The organism is Chryseobacterium taiwanense (assembly GCF_000813825.1).
In the GTDB taxonomy this organism is placed as follows: Bacteria; Bacteroidota; Bacteroidia; order Flavobacteriales; family Weeksellaceae; genus Chryseobacterium; species Chryseobacterium taiwanense.
Map to the genome: position 1 here is coordinate 15,684 of NZ_JWTA01000015.1, position 19,027 is coordinate 34,710.

The 19,027-nt window shown below is 32.7% G+C and carries 17 protein-coding genes; 13 read left to right on the plus strand and 4 right to left on the minus strand.

Annotation, left to right across the window (positions count from 1 at the left end; all coding sequences use genetic code 11):
• Positions 1-3: 3 nt before the first annotated feature.
• The 12 genes from RM51_RS19180 (at position 4) to RM51_RS14720 (ending at position 12,556) form a co-directional block, all read left to right on the plus strand.
• Positions 4-4,557 (plus strand): hypothetical protein, encoded by a 4,554-nt coding sequence (locus RM51_RS19180; protein WP_052248522.1) that lies wholly within the window; start codon positions 4-6, stop codon positions 4,555-4,557.
• 144 nt (positions 4,558-4,701) lie between these two features.
• Entirely contained in the window at positions 4,702-5,178 is a 477-nt protein-coding gene (locus RM51_RS14670) for a hypothetical protein (protein ID WP_039371173.1), read from the plus strand.
• 74 nt (positions 5,179-5,252) lie between these two features.
• Positions 5,253-7,007, plus strand: coding sequence for a hypothetical protein (locus RM51_RS14675; protein ID WP_039371176.1), 1,755 nt, complete (start codon positions 5,253-5,255; stop codon positions 7,005-7,007).
• Between the two features lie 11 nt (positions 7,008-7,018).
• Positions 7,019-7,771 carry an EndoU domain-containing protein gene (locus tag RM51_RS14680; RefSeq protein ID WP_039371179.1) on the plus strand — a complete coding sequence of 251 codons (753 nt, stop codon included), beginning with the start codon at positions 7,019-7,021 and terminating at the stop codon, positions 7,769-7,771.
• Position 7,772: 1 nt separating this feature from the next.
• Positions 7,773-8,117, plus strand: a complete 345-nt coding sequence (locus tag RM51_RS14685) for a hypothetical protein (RefSeq protein WP_039371182.1) — start codon at positions 7,773-7,775, stop codon at positions 8,115-8,117.
• 404 nt (positions 8,118-8,521) lie between these two features.
• Positions 8,522-8,815 carry a hypothetical protein gene (locus RM51_RS14690; protein ID WP_052248523.1) on the plus strand — a complete coding sequence of 98 codons (294 nt, stop codon included), beginning with the start codon at positions 8,522-8,524 and terminating at the stop codon, positions 8,813-8,815.
• Positions 8,816-8,960: 145 nt separating this feature from the next.
• Positions 8,961-9,503: a hypothetical protein gene (locus RM51_RS14695; protein ID WP_039371185.1), complete on the plus strand. Its 543-nt coding sequence runs from the start codon at positions 8,961-8,963 to the stop codon at positions 9,501-9,503.
• Between the two features lie 114 nt (positions 9,504-9,617).
• Positions 9,618-10,100: a hypothetical protein gene (locus RM51_RS14700; protein WP_039371187.1), complete on the plus strand. Its 483-nt coding sequence runs from the start codon at positions 9,618-9,620 to the stop codon at positions 10,098-10,100.
• Between the two features lie 120 nt (positions 10,101-10,220).
• Positions 10,221-11,141 (plus strand): helix-turn-helix transcriptional regulator, encoded by a 921-nt coding sequence (locus RM51_RS14705; RefSeq protein WP_039371189.1) that lies wholly within the window; start codon positions 10,221-10,223, stop codon positions 11,139-11,141.
• Positions 11,142-11,303: 162 nt separating this feature from the next.
• On the plus strand, positions 11,304-11,828 hold the full coding sequence (locus RM51_RS14710; protein WP_039371191.1) for an energy transducer TonB: 525 nt from the start codon (positions 11,304-11,306) through the stop codon (positions 11,826-11,828).
• Entirely contained in the window at positions 11,829-12,260 is a 432-nt protein-coding gene (locus RM51_RS14715) for a nucleoside deaminase (protein WP_039371192.1), read from the plus strand.
• A gap of 113 nt (positions 12,261-12,373) precedes the next feature.
• Entirely contained in the window at positions 12,374-12,556 is a 183-nt protein-coding gene (locus RM51_RS14720; RefSeq protein WP_039371193.1) for a hypothetical protein, read from the plus strand.
• A 35-nt stretch (positions 12,557-12,591) separates the two neighbouring features.
• Here the strand turns inward: RM51_RS14720 and RM51_RS14725 are convergent, their stop codons facing one another.
• Positions 12,592-13,350 carry a type III pantothenate kinase gene (locus tag RM51_RS14725; protein WP_039371194.1) on the minus strand — a complete coding sequence of 253 codons (759 nt, stop codon included), beginning with the start codon at positions 13,348-13,350 and terminating at the stop codon, positions 12,592-12,594.
• A gap of 194 nt (positions 13,351-13,544) precedes the next feature.
• On the opposite strand from RM51_RS14725, the gene RM51_RS14730 reads away from it, so the two are divergent.
• Positions 13,545-14,147 carry a hypothetical protein gene (locus tag RM51_RS14730; RefSeq protein WP_039371195.1) on the plus strand — a complete coding sequence of 201 codons (603 nt, stop codon included), beginning with the start codon at positions 13,545-13,547 and terminating at the stop codon, positions 14,145-14,147.
• Between the two features lie 67 nt (positions 14,148-14,214).
• Here RM51_RS14730 and RM51_RS14735 read toward each other — a convergent pair whose 3' ends face one another.
• The 3 genes from RM51_RS14735 to RM51_RS14745 all read right to left on the minus strand — a co-directional run bounded on the left by RM51_RS14735 (position 14,215) and on the right by RM51_RS14745 (position 18,568).
• Positions 14,215-16,050 (minus strand): M1 family metallopeptidase, encoded by a 1,836-nt coding sequence (locus RM51_RS14735; RefSeq protein WP_039371196.1) that lies wholly within the window; start codon positions 16,048-16,050, stop codon positions 14,215-14,217.
• 198 nt (positions 16,051-16,248) lie between these two features.
• A complete protein-coding gene (locus RM51_RS14740; RefSeq protein ID WP_039371197.1) occupies positions 16,249-16,716 on the minus strand; it encodes a hypothetical protein in 468 nt (155 codons plus the stop codon).
• Between the two features lie 160 nt (positions 16,717-16,876).
• Positions 16,877-18,568, minus strand: coding sequence for a DUF6909 family protein (locus RM51_RS14745; RefSeq protein ID WP_039371200.1), 1,692 nt, complete (start codon positions 18,566-18,568; stop codon positions 16,877-16,879).
• Positions 18,569-19,027 lie beyond the last annotated feature (459 nt).

Consider the following 19,027-nt stretch of genomic DNA (forward strand, 5'->3'; position numbering starts at 1 on the left):
AAAATGTCCGATATAGGAAAAATTATAAGAGTAAATGCATTGCCTCCTCCGAATGAAAGAGAAAACAATGTCATTTACCAAGTAGCTGCACCAGGTGCAGCTACTTATAAAGACTATGCCATTGATGCTAATGGGGATCTGAAAACGCCATCTTACATCCCATTAACAGGAACAGAAGAAGGACAGCCTTTAACTAAAAATATAGAAGTAGACCCAAGTGAAGAAGGAAGCGTAGGATTTATATCAAATACTCCTGATGTCTCTGAAGCTGTTATAACTATTCAAGAAGACGATAGTATACTTGTCGAATCAATTAGCAATCCAGAAAATAACTCTTCTTCTATTCATGTACATCATGATACCGGTATAGAAATATCAGCAACAACACCAGATGACCAATTTTCAGCAATTATAGATGTATCAGGATTACAGGGTGATGATTACGTATTACCAACAAGTGATAAACATTATGTCCAAAAAAAATACGTAACCGATAATTTTACTTCACAAACTACTTTAAATAATACATTGGCTGGCTATTATACATCAGCACAAACAGACAATTTATTTTACGATAAAACGGAAGTAGATGCTAAATTATCTGCAGTATATCGTCCTAAAGGTTCAGTATCCAATTTTGCTTCATTGCCGTCATCTGGAAATACAGAAGGTGATGTCTGGAATCTCCTTGATACTGGTGCAAATTACGTATGGGTTATTAATTTAAATAATACAGGAGTTTCCGGATGGGATAAATTATCAGAAACGGTTGATCTTACCAACTACATGACGCTGAATACTGACCAACCAGTAACAGGAAAAAAATCTTTTATAACTGATGGAGGCAATGTGTGGAATAATAATTCAGCCAGAATTTTTGGTATAAATGGATATGATGCAGGATTAACATTTTATAAGGACGGGGTTGATATTAGTCAAATAAGATTTGATGGAGGAGGATTCCACTTCAATAATGGTGATAACTCAGGTTACTTTCAAATCAAGGCAGGTGGTTTCATTAAAGAATTCTCTAATGATTCTCTTGTATTACTAGGAGGTGGTGGTCATAAACAAGTTTCTGATTTTGTCGATAGAACATCAGGACAAGATATTACAGGGTATAAAACTTTCTTCTCATACTTAGGGGGTGATATAGCAAATAACAGATTATGGGTAAGGTCTAGTGACGGTTCAAATCCAGGTATGTCATTTATTAAAGACGGTGTAGATAATGCTCAAATTACATATAATGGTGCAGGTTTTCTATTTTTTAATACAAACTCATCAGGGTATGTTCCAATAGTAGCAAACGGTTTTGTTAAAAACGGTTCAAATGACAATTATTTCTTGCTTGGTGGAGGTGCTCACGTACCTAGGTCAGCTTATGTAGATACTGATACCGTAGGACAATCAATAAACTCACGTAAAATATTTAGTATTCAATCAATAACAGGAAATGATTACTTAGGTGCGGGATTAGAAATTGACGGTAATGGTAGTACGTTTTACCCAACAATAAGTTTTCATCAACCAGGAGCATATGCATTAACAATGAGTGTTAGAGGCAATGGCTTTAATTTTATGGATTATAGTGGTACTTTACTTACTGATGTTAATGCTGCTAAATTCATAAAAGGAGGCTCAGATGACACTAGAGTTTTACTTGGAGGAGGAGGGGACAAATTAATTTCTGATTTTGTTCTTGATGCAGATTTGAATAATTATGTAGATAGAACTACAGCTCAAAATGTAGGAGGTGAAAAAACTATGACCAGTGCTACAAAATGGATAAAAGATGGAGATTCAGTATCAAATTCTGTAGGTATTATTGGTTCAGGGGATACTAATTTTGATATAGGTACTTTAAATGATAAAAATGTAGTAGTATATAGAAATTCATTACAGAAAATAATTGTTGGTGATACAATAACTACTTTTAATAATAATATAAATGCTTTAACTATTTCTGCCCAAAATGCTACTGACAGACTTATATATGATAACATAGAAAATTATGGTTCACCATTAAAAATTAATGCTAATGCAAGTCTAGGTGTTTTATTACAGGCTAATGGGTCTACTGCTTTAGGGATTTATTCTGATGCAATAAATGTAAATCCAAATATGTATTTATCAGGCGGTGGTATTATTTACACCAATGGAGATATTGAACATAAACAAAGTATTACAGGAGGTAATGCAACAGGAGCTATTTGGAGAAATAAAGATGGTTCAGGAGACAGAATTGCAGGTATTGGTGTATATACTGAGGATGGGGATTTTAGGTTTAATTATATTGGTTGGGGTACATCTCCTTGGCTTCTATCTACTAATTTAGCTGTAGCTAGTGATAGATTTACTTATAAAGATAATAACGTATGGCACTCAGGTATTTTACCTGATTATAGGGATTATGGTCTAGGTAGAACAGATGCAGTAGCTACTGCTGATTTAAATAATATAACCTATACATCTATTCAGGATATTTTTGATACTACTTTAAACAGACCGCCTGATGGATTTGGTTATGGTTCAGTTTGGACGCATAGAAAAGGTGGAGCCGAGTTTACTCAAATGGCAGTAAATGTTCTTGATGGAAGATTATATACAAGAGGTTGGTCAAATGGTACAGGAGATACTGGCTGGAATAGAACAGCATTATATTCAGAAGTAAGTGGGAAAGCAAATGCGTTGGAAAATGCAACAGGTATAGGATTTAGTTCAGGACAATTACCTTCAGTAGATGGCTCACAATATCCTTATTTTTATTTTGATGATGGAACAAATCAATCATATATTGCTATGGCAACTCAAGGATGGGTTAATTATAGATTTAGCAATCTTAATAATAGCTATGTAACAATTGATGGTGCACCACAAAATATTTTAGGTGATAAGAGTTTTGCAAGTTCATCAGATGTTTCTTTTGAAGGAGTAGATTTAAATCACATTTATGCATATAGACAAACAACAGGTAATGTAGGTCTAGTATCAGGTCATGAATATAGACACTATGATACAAGATGGTTAATAGGTAATAAAAGAGGTGGTAGCACTGAGACTTTAGGTCTTGCTGTTCATTTATCAACAAACAATGGTTCAACATATGATGAGAAATTTTTATTTACTCCTGATGGTAACATATTAACTTCTGCATATGGAGCAGCTAGTGACTGGAATGCTAAAGTTAGTCAATCACAATTGACAGGGTATGTCTCATATACAGGGGCAAATCAGCCTGTAAACATTGGTTCTCAGAATTTAAGTACTACAGGTTCTATTTTAGCTACTGAGTTTCAGGGAAGAATCCTGTCTTCATCTGTATTAACAGGAGATCAGGTAATAAATGCAAATCAAAATAATCAATTATATTTTGGTAATCATTCAATTCCTGATGTTTATTATTTAGCTGATGATAATCATAGATGGTATGTTAAAGGAAATCAACAAGCTATATTAAATGATTCTGGTTTAGCAATAACTGGAACTTTAAATGTAAATGGTTCTTCAGTTATCACAGAAGTGCAAAGAGGTGTTGCAAACGGTTTTGCACCATTAGGTTCAGATGTAAAAATTTCTTCAGCTTATTTACCAAGTTATGTAGATGATGTTTTAGAATTTGATAATCTTCCATTATTTCCAGCAACGGGAGAAACTGGTAAAATTTACATTGCAAAAGATACTAATTTAACATATCGTTGGGGAGGTTCTTCTTACACTCTTATTTCTTCTGGAGCTGTTCAATCTGTAAATGGGCAGACAGGAATTGTAAATTTAGCTAAATCAGATATTGGTTTATCAAATGTAGATAATACTTCAGATGCTACGAAAAATGTTTCCTCTGCAACAAAATGGACAACCCCTAGAACGTTATCGTATACAGGTGATGTAACCGGCTCTGCTTCTGTTGACGGCTCAGGAAATGTAGGTTTTGCCATGACATTAGCAAATTCAGGAGTTTCTGCAGGCACTTACAATACTGTAAATGTTGATGCGAAAGGTAGAGTTTTATCCGGCAGTAATATCAATTATGCTACAGAATCTTACGTAACAGATCTTTTACAGCAAAATTATTTTAATCAGGCTGTTGCAGATGAAAGATTTGTGAATACAGAAGGGGATGAAACAATCAATGGTAATAAAGCATTTACTTCCAGCCCAGCTATTCCGGCAGCTACCAACGGAGACCATGCGGTAAACCTGGAACAATTAACAGCAAGTTTATCAACCGTTATAAGCGACAACGATGGCTTTAATGTATTAGAAGTATACAAACTAATAGATAGTAATCCTTTCTATATTGACGACATCCGCATTAAAAAATATAACATCGTTTTTGATGGTAGTTCAAATGGATCTGTCAATATCATTCAATTAAGGGATAATCAATATTACCAGTTCTCCAACATATCAGGTTCAGGTGCTGATTTAAGGTTAGATGTAGAAGGTTATGGCCTTGTAGATATCATTCCATCAGGTAAAACAATCGTATACATGTCATGGGGTGATGGAAAACTCTTGAAAATATCTGAAAATTCAAACGTTTCGATAATATAAATACTGTCCTGAATTTTTTAAAAAAAAATTGCTAATAAACCACTTATGCAAAATCTCCCTAATCAGCTATTCCAAAATGTAATAGTAAGAGCATTATAGGAGATTTTGTTTTCAATCAAATATTAACTAAAAAAATAAAAAACAATGTCCAATATTGGAAAAATTATAAGAGTAAATGCATTACCTCCGGAAGGAGAAAGAGAAGTAGATGTCATTTATCAGGTAGCAACACCGGGCTCTACTACTTACACAGATTATGCAATTGACGCCAACGGTGATTTAAAAATTCACACCTCTACGGAAACAAAGAATTATAAAACTTATGTAGCAAGATTACAGATTGATTCTTCTTTTAATTTAATTGCAACTGTTCTGGATAACAATTTAGGCACTATTACCTGGAGCAAAACAGGAACCGGAGCTTATAAAGGTGTTTTGACAGGAGGGCAATTCGTAGATGGCAAAACCATTGTTATGATGAATATGTCTTTAACACCTCCATATTTCGCGGCAGTTACTCCAGCTTATAACTTCCCTTCTGATACTGAAATTAGCTTTTCATTTACAGCTAATAACATAGAGATGCCTTTAGGAATGATAGAAATTAGAGTATATAATTAAAAAACTCTCTCATTTAATTAACCAAAACTGGCAGAGCCTAAAAACTCTGCCTTTACTAACACAAAAATCACAAAATGAGTTTAGAAATAAGTAGCAAACCATCTTTTAAAGAGTATTCAAAAAACAATTGGGAGGCATTCGGTTTAGAAAATTCAAATAAGAATGAAAAACTTACAACACAACAAATGGCTGATCAATTTTTTGGAGGAAAACCATTAATCAAATCTGAAGGATATGAAGTTTATACCGACGAAACAGATCCTATTAAAGAGCAACAAATTGAAGAAGTACTAGTGTATAAATATTATAAAGGGATCTTCGGAGATATTACTGTTAAACTTTTTGCAAGCAAAGACGGAGTTTTTTTATTAGAGAGATTCCGACAAATTCAAGAACCTACAGATAAAACCATTGTACTATTTATGGAAATAGATGATGAGTACAATTTGTATACAATAACGAGAATGAAAGTCTCAAAAGATTTAAATGATCCTAAAAAAATCCCTTTTGCCGAAGCATTAAACTTTGTAAGAGAACACGAAATCACAATTTCACCAAAAGAGATGAGAAATCTTCTCGAAAAAAAAGTTTTAGCAAATAAAAAAAGCTTTTTAAACTGGCTGATGAAAATTATAAAATCCCCTATTTCAGATGTATTTGATTTTTTCACAAATGAGATATTTGAGAAAGGAGCAAATTATTTTACAGGGATAGCAAAAAGTATTGAAAGCTTGAAAATAAATGAGTCTGGGTGGAATCCTAAAACAGAAGAAGGGGAATATAATCCAAAACTAATTCCTCAAAGTGTTTGGGAAAAAATAAAGCCTTTTTATGAGCATCAAAATGGTACCCCAAATGAAAATGTACTAAATAGCCAAAAAGTAGTATCAAGTATTTTTGATAATCTATTTGAGTTAGTAGAAGGTACTCGAAAAAATTTCAAATCCATAATCACTGGTATGGAATCATATCTCCCAAAATCTATTTACAACATCTTAAATATAGAAATTAATGTTTTTTTTAATAAAATAGTCAATGTAAAAAAATCTTTAAAAAGTTCATTACCTTCTCTTCAAGCTGTCATTTATAAAAATTTCACTACAGCCAATGCATTAGTATGTGGTATATATAACAGTTTAATTGATGTTATTGCTGGTATTTTTTCCCTTATTGGCTTCTTCTTCAAAGCAAAAGCTGAATGGGATAAAGTAAAAGAAGAAGCTTCTAATGATATGATGCTTTTTATTGAATACTTCCTTGAAATCATAGAAGGTATAGTTGAAAGTATAAGAAATTTTGATATTGCTGATTTTCTTATTAATAGCATTGCTTTCCAGACACAAGCAGCATATAAACTTTATCAATGGCTGACAACAAGTTCCGTAGAGGTCACCTTAGAACAGGTTTTTTATTATTTAGGATATATTATCGGGATGATCATAGACATTGTTCTGGAAACATTACTTACCGGCGGTGTCGCAGATGTTGTAAAACTTTTTGAAGGTGTAGCATCTTTTATGAAAAATCCTTTACAAAATCTTGGTAAATCTGTAGCAAGTATTATAAAGACCGCCGGTGACGCATTTTCTATGGGTATCGAATTTATCCGATTTATTATTAAAAAGCTAAAAGAAGGAAGCAAAGCTTTATTTGAGCAATTATCGAAATGGATTGATGATATTTTTAATCTTGGTGGAAAAGTGAAAAATTTTGTAAAAGAAATTTATGATGAATTTTTCAGTCCAAAAGTACGAGAATATTTGGAGAAGATCGGATTACAACCTACAAAGTTGGAAAACGGTGTATTTAGTATGTGTCCAATATTTTAAAAAGAAAGTACATGGGAAATATTAAGAAATGTCTTAAATTAGAAACTGAAATAAAAAATGGTGAAAAAGTATGCCATATTCTAAGAAATAATGTAAAAATTGCTGAAAATATTCCTGCCGAACAGATTGATAATTACTTTGTAAGAATGGAAAAAGAGGCAAAAAAAAACAAACAAACATTAGATCAATACTTAGATAACTTATTGGAAACTGTTTTTATTTTGGGACGCAAGTTCGACGAACATATTGAGATAGGTCATGTTACAATAGAAATTGTAAATGGTAAACTTCCTAAGAAGATTAAAATTAAAGGAAAATTTAGACCCAATCCGGATTATATAATAGAAGAATATAGATATATTTTAGGAAAAGGTCGATCACAAAGTACTATTAAACCACCTTATCAAGCAAGAATAAAAGGGTCGGGAGGTTCTCATATTATTAGTAAGATAAATAATCAATTTGTTAGAATTGTGGAAAGCGGAACTCACGTAATACCATCCGGAGAGACTATTCGCATAGCTACTATCAAATATTGGATAGAAGAGAAAAGAATTTGGAAACTAAAAGATGACATGCATACATTCTTTCCTTCGAATTGGAATTTAGAGAAAATAAGAAGTATAGTACAAGAAGCAAGTGGGAATATTATAGAAAAGCAAGGTAATCGAGTTATTGGTAAAACAAAAAATGGAGTAAAAATAGAAATGAGAATAGATTTAGAAACAAGAGAAGTTTTAACCGCCTATATTGTAATTAATTAAAATGAAAAAAATAGAATTTAAAAAGATTGATGATGGTTTCAGAACCGTACATCCAAATGATCCTAAATTTATTTTACTGAGTTTATTTATTGGAAAATACCGCTTTCCTAAAAATATTCAACAAATCATAGATTTATTAGAGTCCGTTAATGATAATAGTAAAACATGGGAAGAAGCTATTGAACCCTATTCTGACGACACGTTGGATATAGGATATGGAAGTGGTGAACTAGATATCCAAGAAAATACCGCATATTTTTTCTCTAAAAATGATGAAGAATCTTTTGACATGCCTCTTCAAGAACTTATAGATGTTATGAAAGAATGGAAAGGTTTTATGAGTTAAAAAAAATGCAATATTAGTGTCAAAATTTATTTTCTTTTCACATTTATTACGTAACTAAAAAATCGTACAAAAATAATCCTATAAGTACATAAGAAAATTGAAAAAAATAAAAACATGACACCTTTTTTCGCATTAAGCCCATATATTTGTCATAGAAACTTTTAGCATGAAACGCCTGCGTTCCATTCGACAAAATAAAACGAAACAAAGCTGCAGCATAAATATCCGATTGAAAAAAAATTTCACATGACTAGATATATCTTAAGTAAAACAATAAATCTAATATCCACGAAACAATAATTTTTGCGGATTTTTATTAACTATTTTTGAAAAAAGTCAAAAGAATAAATGAAAAGTATACCATCCGACTAATATCTATTTAGAAAGAGTTAAACAATCAAACTATGTTAACAGAGCAACAGATTACGACTATTGCCCAAAATCATATTGACAAATATGGTAAAGAATCAGGCATTCGACTCTCGCTTTTTAAAGAAGCCACTATAAAAAAAACTTATGGAATAATTTTTTTCTATGTAAGCAAAAAATTTTATGATACAGGAAATGAAAAGTATAATACACTACTTGGAAATGTTCCTTTCTTGGTCAAAAATAATGATGGAGAGATAATAGAATTTGGTTCAGGGAACACTATCGAATATTACATCCAAGAATATGAAGCTGGAAGATATGCTTAAATTTATTCTTTATCTTGCTGCGCAAAATATCTAGATATTGTATGATCAAAACAAATAATTCTAAAATCAGCAAAACATTAAGTTTTTGCTGATTTTTCATTAACTATCTTTGATAAGAACTAAATAATGAAAGATTAAATCAATTATGAAAAATATTACTTTTGCTTTTTACGCTTTTATACTGGCTTCATGCTCAAATGAAGAAATAAAAATTGCTCCTAGCAAGTCTTCTCAAAAATCATTTGTGTCTTATATGATTGTCGGTGATAATAAAAAAAATGAAAAAGTAATTGAATTACATATTCCTTTAGAATTTTCAATTCAGAATACGACAAGCAAAGTCATTACAATTCCCGCTATTGCAGACTTTACATCACCTGTTTGGAATAATAATATTAAAGGGGGACTTAATTCAAATTTCTATCTCAATAAAAAAATCTTGGTTGAAGAAAAATTAACCTTTCAACCTAATGAGCATAAAAGCATAACTTTATATTATACTCTTTCAATTTTAAATGCTAAAAAAGAGTGTATTTCTAATTTTGATTCTCAGCTAAAAAAAAGTGACACAGTGTTTATTGATAAAGAGGATTCTTGTTTAAAAAATTATTCTAATTATATTAAAAGTACAAGTACAAAATTTCATTATTTATCAAAAGATATTGTTATATCTAATACCCAACAGTAAATTATTTTAAATGTACAAAGTCTTACGATTATATAAGATCAAATAATATTTAACCTCCGAAAAACGTAAATTTTTTCGGAGGTTTTTATTAATTATCTTTGAGAAAACCAAAAAATGGAAAATTCAAAGATAATAATTTTACTAGCTCTTTTATTTATAATTATTTCTTGTAAGAAAAGCTTAAAAGAATGTCAAAATTGTGAAACTAATAAGGATAGCATAATCTTTATTGACAAGGATCTAAATGAAATTTATTTTAGAACAAAAGCTATTGAACGTCATCCTAAATTAGAAAAAAGCTTAAAAGCAAATGACTATTACGTATTCTATAATAGAGTCAATATATACTCTTTAAATAAAGAGGTAAATTTACAAGAAATTATTAATGTTGAATCTTTTAGAAAAATTAATAGTTATTATTTTGAAGATAGTGAATTTATCTATTTTATTCCACAAAACCCTACTGGAAGCTACTTTAATATCCTAGACAAAAAAGAAAATATAAAGTTTAGTAAAAGTAAAGATACAATTTATAGTCAGTATGGTATTTTTTATAAAGGAAACTTAGTTACCCAAACACTCTCCACAAAAAAATAAAACACGACACCTTTTGTCGCATTAAGCCCATATATTTGTCTTATAAAATTCATCCATGAAACGCTTGCGTTCCATTCGACAAAATAAAACGCAGCAAAGCTGCAACATACATATATCCGAATGAAAAAAGATTTTTACCTGACAAGATATGCCTTAATTATAAAAAGATTAGAAAGTTCTCCGGCTACCTATTCGCAGCTGGAGGACTATCTACTCAACTCTTTCGAATTTCAAGACGCAGATATCAAGAGCTACTCTATACGTACGTTACAGAGGGACATTCGGGAGATTTCTGATCTTTTTAATCTTTCCATTCACAATAAAAAGAAAGGGGATAATCGGTATTATATCGAAAGTCGCCCGATCATGGAAGTGGATGAATACAACCAGAAATTGCTAGAGTCTTTTCAGGTAAGCAACGCCATGAATACACACCCGGATTTTGCTGATTTTATCTTTTTTGAAAGCAGAAAACCAACCGGTGTTGAAAATTTCTATGATCTGTTTTTCGCCATCCGAAACAAAAGAATCGTTTCTTTTGAGCATTACAACTACAAAAACAAACTGATGACTTCCCGAAAAGTTCATCCCTTGGCTTTAAAAGAATCCAAAGACAGATGGTACCTGATTGCTATTGACACCAAAGATAAAATGCTGAAGTCTTTTGGATTGGATCGAATCAATTATTTGGATGTGAATGACAAACAATACCGCGAAAAATACAAATACAATTTCAGAGAACATTTTAAAAATGCTTTCGGTGTGATGAATCTTTCAGAGCAGAATCCGGAAAAAATCGTCCTGAAATGCAGCAGACATCAGGGAGAATATATAAAAAGCTTTCCGCTACATCAGTCTCAGAAAGAACTGAAAGAAACTCCCGAAGAAATTTATTTTGAGTTTTTCCTCCACCCTACTTATGACTTTATGCAGGAAATTCTTTCCTATGGAAAAGAAGTACGCGTTTTAGAACCTAAAACTTTAGTTGATGACATCCGTAATCATCTACAACAGTCTTTAAACAGCTATCTTAACGAATAAAAAAGAATGGAGAATTTTGGTTATTTTTGATTACATTTACATAAATATTTCAATTTGAAACCTATATTCTTTTGTCTGTTTTGCCTTATTTCTTCTTTTTGTTTTTCCCAGCAGACAGAGGAATTCAAAAATGTAAAAAACTTTTACAACCAGCATCGAAGCATGCTCAATACTGAGTTTAAAAAGAAATTTGAGGCAGAAGCCAATACTTTTACCAAAGCTGCCATCAAACAGGATTATCTCCTGTTCATGAAAAAGATGGACAGCATTGAAAATGTTGCCATGATCGGAGCTTTATTAAGAGTTAAAAATCTGGAAGATCTGAAAAGGATCAATCAGAAAGGTGATAAAATAGAATTATCCAATACCCAGTCAAAAGAAAATCTAGCGATTACCAAAAACGCAGATTATCCAGGAGGGATCAACGCCCTAAGACAGGAAGTTGCTCAGATTTTTTATACCCCCGGTGTATATTCTGAGATCAAAACCATTAAAGCTAATGTTGATTTCATTGTCGAAAAAGACGGAAGCATTAGCAATGTAAATGCGCAGGGAGATAATTTCACATTCAACAGGCAGGCTGAAATTGCCCTCTACTCTATTCCTGAAAAATTCTCTCCGGCAACCATCAATGGAGAATCAGTGAGATTCAGTTTCAAGCTTCCGTTAACTATGAATATTGAATAAATGTTTACCGACGAATATTATATGAAAATGGCTTTGCAGGAAGCCGAAATTGCGTTAGAAAAAGATGAGGTTCCCATTGGATGTGTCATTGTTTCTAATAACAGAGTCATTGCAAGAGCACACAATCTTACCGAAACATTGAATGATGTTACCGCTCATGCAGAAATGCAGGCTATTACTTCTGCTGCTAATTTTTTAGGCGGAAAATATTTAAAAGACTGTACGCTTTATGTAACTCTAGAACCCTGTGTGATGTGTTCAGGAGCTCTTTCATGGTCACAGATTTCAAAAGTGGTGATCGGAGCCAGAGATGAACAAAGAGGATTCATCAATAAACACCTGTCTCTTCATCCAAAAACGGAAATTTTAACCGGAATCATGGAAAACGAATGCTCTACGATTGTAAAAGAATTCTTTAAATCTAAAAGATAACTCCTTCATTTTCTATCTATAATAGATTTATTTCTTGAAAAATAATTCCAATTTTATCACTTAGTATTGAATTATTTATTACATTTGATTGAATTCAAATTAAAATAATTATTATGAGAAAATTATCAAGAAAAGAAACTGCCAAAATCAATGGCGGAATTGGAGTTAATCAATGTTTCTACATCGACGAAAACGGAGTAAGAAAATTAGGATGTAAAATCGAACCTTTCCAAGATGAAAACGGGACATGGGTTTATCCTTTAAAAACTTGTGATTCTTGTACAGGTGGTTTATAAAATAAAGAGAGCAGCTTTTGTAAGCTGCTCTCTTATTATTTATCTTTTCCTAGGAAATAAAGTCCTTTCAGGGTATGCAGTCTGTCCGCAATATGAATTTTATTCGTCAGAGGTTTATAAACATGAGAAACTCCTCCTGTTGCTACAACAAAACAGTCATCATTAACCTCATCATTAATTCGGTCTATAAAGCCTTCCACCATTCCTAAAAATCCGTATACCATTCCGCTTTGCATACAGGTAACGGTATCTAATCCCAAAACAGATTTTGGTTTTTTTAATTCAATTTCAGGAAGCTGAGCAGTTTGACTAATCAATGAGTTCAAAGAAGTTACAATTCCCGGAGCGATAATAACACCCATTGTTTCTCCATCTTCGGCAACACAGCTTGCGGTAAGCGCTGTCCCGAAATCTAAAATTATTTTTTTTCTCCCGGGATACAAATTATGAGCAGCCACAAGATTGGCATAAATATCCGTTCCCATTTGTTTCGATTTTGCCTGAACTTCAGAAGGAGTCGTTCTATCAACAATCACAGGAGTAATATCATGGATTTTCTTGATGGCAGAACTCATCACTTTGGTAAGCTGAGGTACTACTGAGCCAATAATTACTTTCTCGATTTCCTGAGGTTCAATTTTATACGTTTGATACAGCATGAGCATTTGAACATACAATTCATCTGCCGTTCTGTAGGGCTTTGTGTTGATTACCCATGAAATATCACAGTTATCATCATTAAAAAGACCAAATCTAATATTGCTGTTTCCTATATTTATGACAATCGAATTCATTGATTTGTTTTTCAATCAGACTTTTGAATTGTTAAAAATTAACGTCAAAAATCCATATAATTTTCAGGGGCTAAAATTAATCATTTTTACGAAAAATACCTTTTACAATTTCTAAAACGACTCAAAATTTTTAGCTTTTGAAACAATTGGCTATCTTTAAACTCGCAATTGCTCAACCTCTTATCTGATCATCTATGAAAAAGCTTGTTCTTATATTTTTTCTGTTTATTAATCTTAGTCTTTTTGCACAAAACAAAGAATCTGTTCAGGATATTTTCCAGAAATTAAAACAGCAGTCCAACATTGATAAATCCGACAAAACGGTTTACAATCTCCTAACCGAATTTTATGAAAAAAATCTCCAGGCAGATGAGGAAATCATGACTCCCGAAGATATTCAGCAAATTGAAAAGCTACTTTCAGATCCTAATGCCAAGAATCTTCATATTCTTATGCTTTTTCTAATGTATCAGCAGCACATCAGCCAAACGGCGGCTGTAGGAAAAGAACCCGATTCAAACTTTCAGATTGAAACCATGAATCTCTTAGAAAGTGAAACAAAAGATGTTTTCGGAAAGATTCCTGCAATTATTTACATTTACAAAGCTGAAGCATTAGAAAGCGGCAAAAGAAAAGAAGATTCACAAAATACGGTTGCTCAAGGATTAAAAGAATATCCGGATTCAATTCCGCTTAAAGTATACAGCTACATGAATACACATGATAATGCCATAAAGAACGACCTGATTAAGAATCATTCAAAACATTGGATGGTACAGCAATTTGAAATCAAATAGATCAACTCATAAAAAAAGTCTCTGAAAGTATATTTTCAGAGACTTTTTGTTTTTATAAATATGATTTTTATTTTACCTCAACAAAATTATTTTCCATATTCACATCTGCCATTCTTTGGCTAAAATCAATTCCTAATGCAGACAATTGAGATTTTGTGTAAGGAATCGTAATAGAATATTCTTTCTGTGTCCAAGGCCAATACGGCATTGTTTTAAACTCTCCGTAAGCATCCTTTTCTTTCCACGTATGCGTCATGTTCATTGGAATCTGATAATTTACTATCTTTTTATCTGTTGTCATGACACTGAAATCAATTGGCATTGGAACCTGTCCATTATTTACCAAAGTGATCGTGGTAGATTTTGCCTCGTATTTTACATCTTTAATTCCGTAATCGATCGTTTTTGTAGTATTGATCCAATAATTCTGGAACCATTTTAAATCCATTCCCGAAACTTTCTGAGCAATGTGTAAGAAATCTCTGTCAGAAGGATGTTTCATACTCCACTGATCATAATATTGCTTCAATGTTTCTGCTAAATTCTGTTCGCCCATAATGTAGCCCAACTGCACCAAATACAACTCACCTTTTACGTAAGAAGCATAAGTATAAGCTGTTCCGTTATCATGATGATCTCCTAACCAAACTGCAGGTTCTTCGATTCCTTTTTTAATGAAATTTCTATACGCATCTAAAGAATGCGCAAAAGGATTGGGTAGATCTTCCGGAAACAACTGATACATCACATAGTTTTCTGCATAGCTTGTAAACCCTTCATCCATCCACGGACGCATCGATTCATTCGTTGCCAACATTTGCTGATACCATGAGTGAGCCCCTTCGTGCGCCATCAATCCCATCAATCCTTGAATATCTTTCGCTTCACCTAAAATCATTGTACACATTCCGTACTCCATTCCACCGTCACCTCCTTGAATGAAAGCATAAGTTGGATACATATATTTCCCAAAGTGAGAATTCATCAACTGGAAATATTTGGTAACGTAAGGTTGAGCCTGTTCCCAAACTTTTGTCTTATCATTATTCTGATACACCAAAAATACTTTTGGACCTTGCGGAACATCAAAACTTTTTACGATATAGTCTCTATCAGCACTCCATGCGAAATCCAACATATTTTTTGCCGTCCATCTCCATGTTGCTTTATTTTTATCAGCTTTGATCTTTGCATTGGTATCATAGCCTTTCACTTCCGTAGGATTCTCAAGAATTCCTCCTGCTCCCACTACATAATCTTTGTTGATTTTAATCGTCACATCAAAATCTGAAAATGGTGCATGAAACTCTCTTCCGATATAATCGAATGTCGCCCAACCATCGTAATCATATTCTGCGATTTTCGGATACCATTGCGTCATTGTCATATCAACTCCTTCCCTGTTGTTTCTTCCGCTTCTTCTGATTTGCTGAGGAATTACCGCGTCCCAATCCAAAGTGAAAGTCGTAGTTGAATTTGGCTTAATCGGTTCTGCCAGATATACTTTCATGATCGTCTCCTGAACTTCAAACTTCAACGTCTTCCCGTTTTGTTTGATCCAGTGAATATTTTGTGCACCTTCCTGATCTTTCGGAATAGAAGCCAGTCTTGAAATTCCGTCTTTCTGCAATCTTGAATCCCCGTTTTTTCCTTGTCCGGCAACTCTCTGATCCATCATTGAATTCGGTTTAAAAGCATTCCAATACAAATGGAAATAAACGACATTAAGCTCGTCCGGAGAATTATTGGTGTATTCTAAAGTCTGATTTCCCTGATACGTAAATTTTTCAGCGTTTACATCAATATCCATCTTGTACTTCGCACTCTGCTGATAATAAGCTCCCTGTTGAGCATGAAATTGTGAAATTATAAACGCAAATAGGATTGCAACCGATTTTTTCATTTAAAATTTTTTATTTTTTCTAAAGGTATGTATTTTAAGTAAGAACCTCAAATATGGAGGTATTAGAACGATTTTGCTCTTCTTCTATAGTTTTAGATTGATTTTATCTTGTTTGTTAAATTTTATCTCGCAAATTTTACAGATTATACAGATTTTTTTTGCTCAAAAATTCGCTCAATTTGCTTGATCTGTGAGCGATTAATTATTCAATAACTTTTTAATCAAAGTAATCTGTCCCAAATGATAATACGCATGTTCAATCATCCCGTCAATATTTCTTAAATAGGTACCGTATTTTTCATCGACAAAAATTTCATTCATTTTAGAATCGGGCATTTGTTCCAATAAACTAGCAAACTTTTCAGCATCATTCCAAAGCTTATGTAAAAGTTCTTCCCATTGCTGTTGAGATTTAATTGGCGGAAGATCGAAACTATATTGATCTCTAATCTCTAAGCCGCCACCTTCAAAAACATGAATCAATCCTGCAATATAATAATCGAGATGAAAAACAAGCATCGCAATCGTATTCAAAGAGCCGACTTTTGTTGTTGCCTGTTCCCATGATACATCTTTCAACTGATCCTTGAAATTGGTATTGGCAATCCACAAACCATCCAGTATGACTTCGCGGAATCTTTTTGCTAATTGTGATGTTGAGCTCATTGTTTTTAATTTTTTTAAAGATAATTATTTTTATTCTCGCGGATTTTGCAGATTAAGCAGATTTTTAAATCCAAACATCATAAAATTTGAGCGATCTGCGAAAAATAAAAAACCTCAAATGAAAACATTCGAGGTTTAGATTTTATTTGAAATAATCAAATTATTTTTTAGCAGAAATTTCTTTCTTTCCACTTTGTAAGATCTTTTCTAAGATTCTTAATGTAATCAGATAGGTTGGTTTTACACCTGTAAGACCTAAACCGCCTGAAGAAAGTGTACTTCCCGTTTCCAAAGGATTATCCGAAGCATAATATGCGTACATTACAAACAGATCCGGTGAAATATGATGTCTGATTTTAGACGCCACCTGGATCGCTTTCTGATAATGAGCTCCTTCCATTTCAAGACCGATTGCTTTCCAGGAAGTATTCATAAAGTATGATAAAATATCTCTGTTTTGAAGTGAAGTTCCCAATACGGTAATCATTGGCCCTTCAAAAGCTTTCAACTCATCATCATGGAAATCTGCCAATTTCAAAGTATTTTCAAATGGATAATTATCAGCCGTTCCTTCAAAAATATGCGAAGTCGGAATCATAATATCTCCTTTTCCTCCTTCAAGAATACCCGCTTTCCCCATGATAGAAACAGATTTTACTTTCATCATGTACACTTCTCCTTTATGTTCGTAAGGTCTTAATAATTCGTCCATTACTTCATAAGCTTGTTCACCGAAAGCATAATCAAAAACCATGATCACATCATCGCCACCAAATTTAATATCATTAAAAGGCGTATTTTTAAGATTGGTTTTACTTAAATCAATGATCTGAACGTCAATATTACTTCCGCTCTTATCATTAATATAGATCATTCCTTCCTCCAAAGCATATTTTGAAACTTTATCGCGAAGTTCCTTTTTATCAGAAATTTCTCCGTAGAGTTTGTAATCTACTTCTTTAGTATCTTTTTTCTTTAAAGCATCATTTCCGTACAGCATATTTTTTACAGAATGCATGTTGGCAGAAATAATATGAAGTGGACGCATATGAAGATTGTTTTCAAATAAAACTTCCTTCACTTTATTGGCCCATTTTTCACCGAAATAGTGATGTCCTACTCTTTCCTTTAATATCGAACTGAAATGAATTTCTCTTTCTCTTGTCTGTTTTGCATCCTCCAAACTTACTTTTCCTAAGTTGTAGATGATTTTAAATAAACGATCAGGATTGCTGTCATCTCCAAAAGTATTGTAAGCCGTTAAAGTCTCATCAAAAGTTCTTCCGATTAAAGAAGACAAATGAATCAAAGCCACTTCTTTTTCCCTTCTACTGAATTTCTTTTCGCCTTTTACTACTTCTTCGATAATTTTAAAAGCACGTGTCGGTTTCCAGTTTTCATCCTGAATGAAAGCTAAATTCCTGATTTTATCTGCTTCTATAAATAAGAAGGTTAAGTGAGTCAAAATATCATAGATCTCTGAACGTCCCAAAAGAACTTCAATATTCATTTGGTGCTCATCAATTCTATAACAGTTTCTTCTTCTTTTCTTAGGTACAATTGGTTCGAAACTTCCTTTATCAAAACCCTCATCTGATGTCAGATGAATAAAAGCGCATTCTTCAATTCCCTCCGGAAGCCTGTCTAAAACATACATCAACCCATCCAACTCTACTTTACTCGGAACACTCATAGTTCCGTAAATTTCAGGATTGATGGTCTTTAACAAACTTCTGATGCTCTCCCCCGAAACACCGGCAGGTTTAAAAAAACCTCTGTAAAAGAGGTGTCTCATAGAAATATACAATCTTTCAATTGCTTCCGTTGTTTCTCTTGCTCTAGAATTTGTCATAAAATAAATTTCACACAAATATACAAAATCTGCGCCCAACTTAGTTTAAGTATCTTTTAATAAACGATTTAACATAATATCCCAATCGTTGCAAAATAAGGAGCTTTTTCCCGCTTTCTGCTGTATCTTTTTTGCCAATGCCTGCTTCCATTTCAAAAAAGGATGTCGCGACAATCGGGGCTAGAAAATGATTGCGTTTAAAAACCACCCCGTCAAAAATTTCAAAGAAATTTTTGCCACCCCTCCAAAGAAGGGGAATTCTTGCTTTAAAATACTATCATTAGAGGCTAGTCATACACTTTTGTCATTCCGTAGGAATCTAAACTCAGATTATTTTATAGTAATATGACTTAAATTCTTATAGAATAACAAATTAGTGAAACAGTACTATTTAAAAGAGATTCTTCACTCCGCTTTGTAACGTTCAGAAATACAGAAGAAATAATCAAATAAAATTAC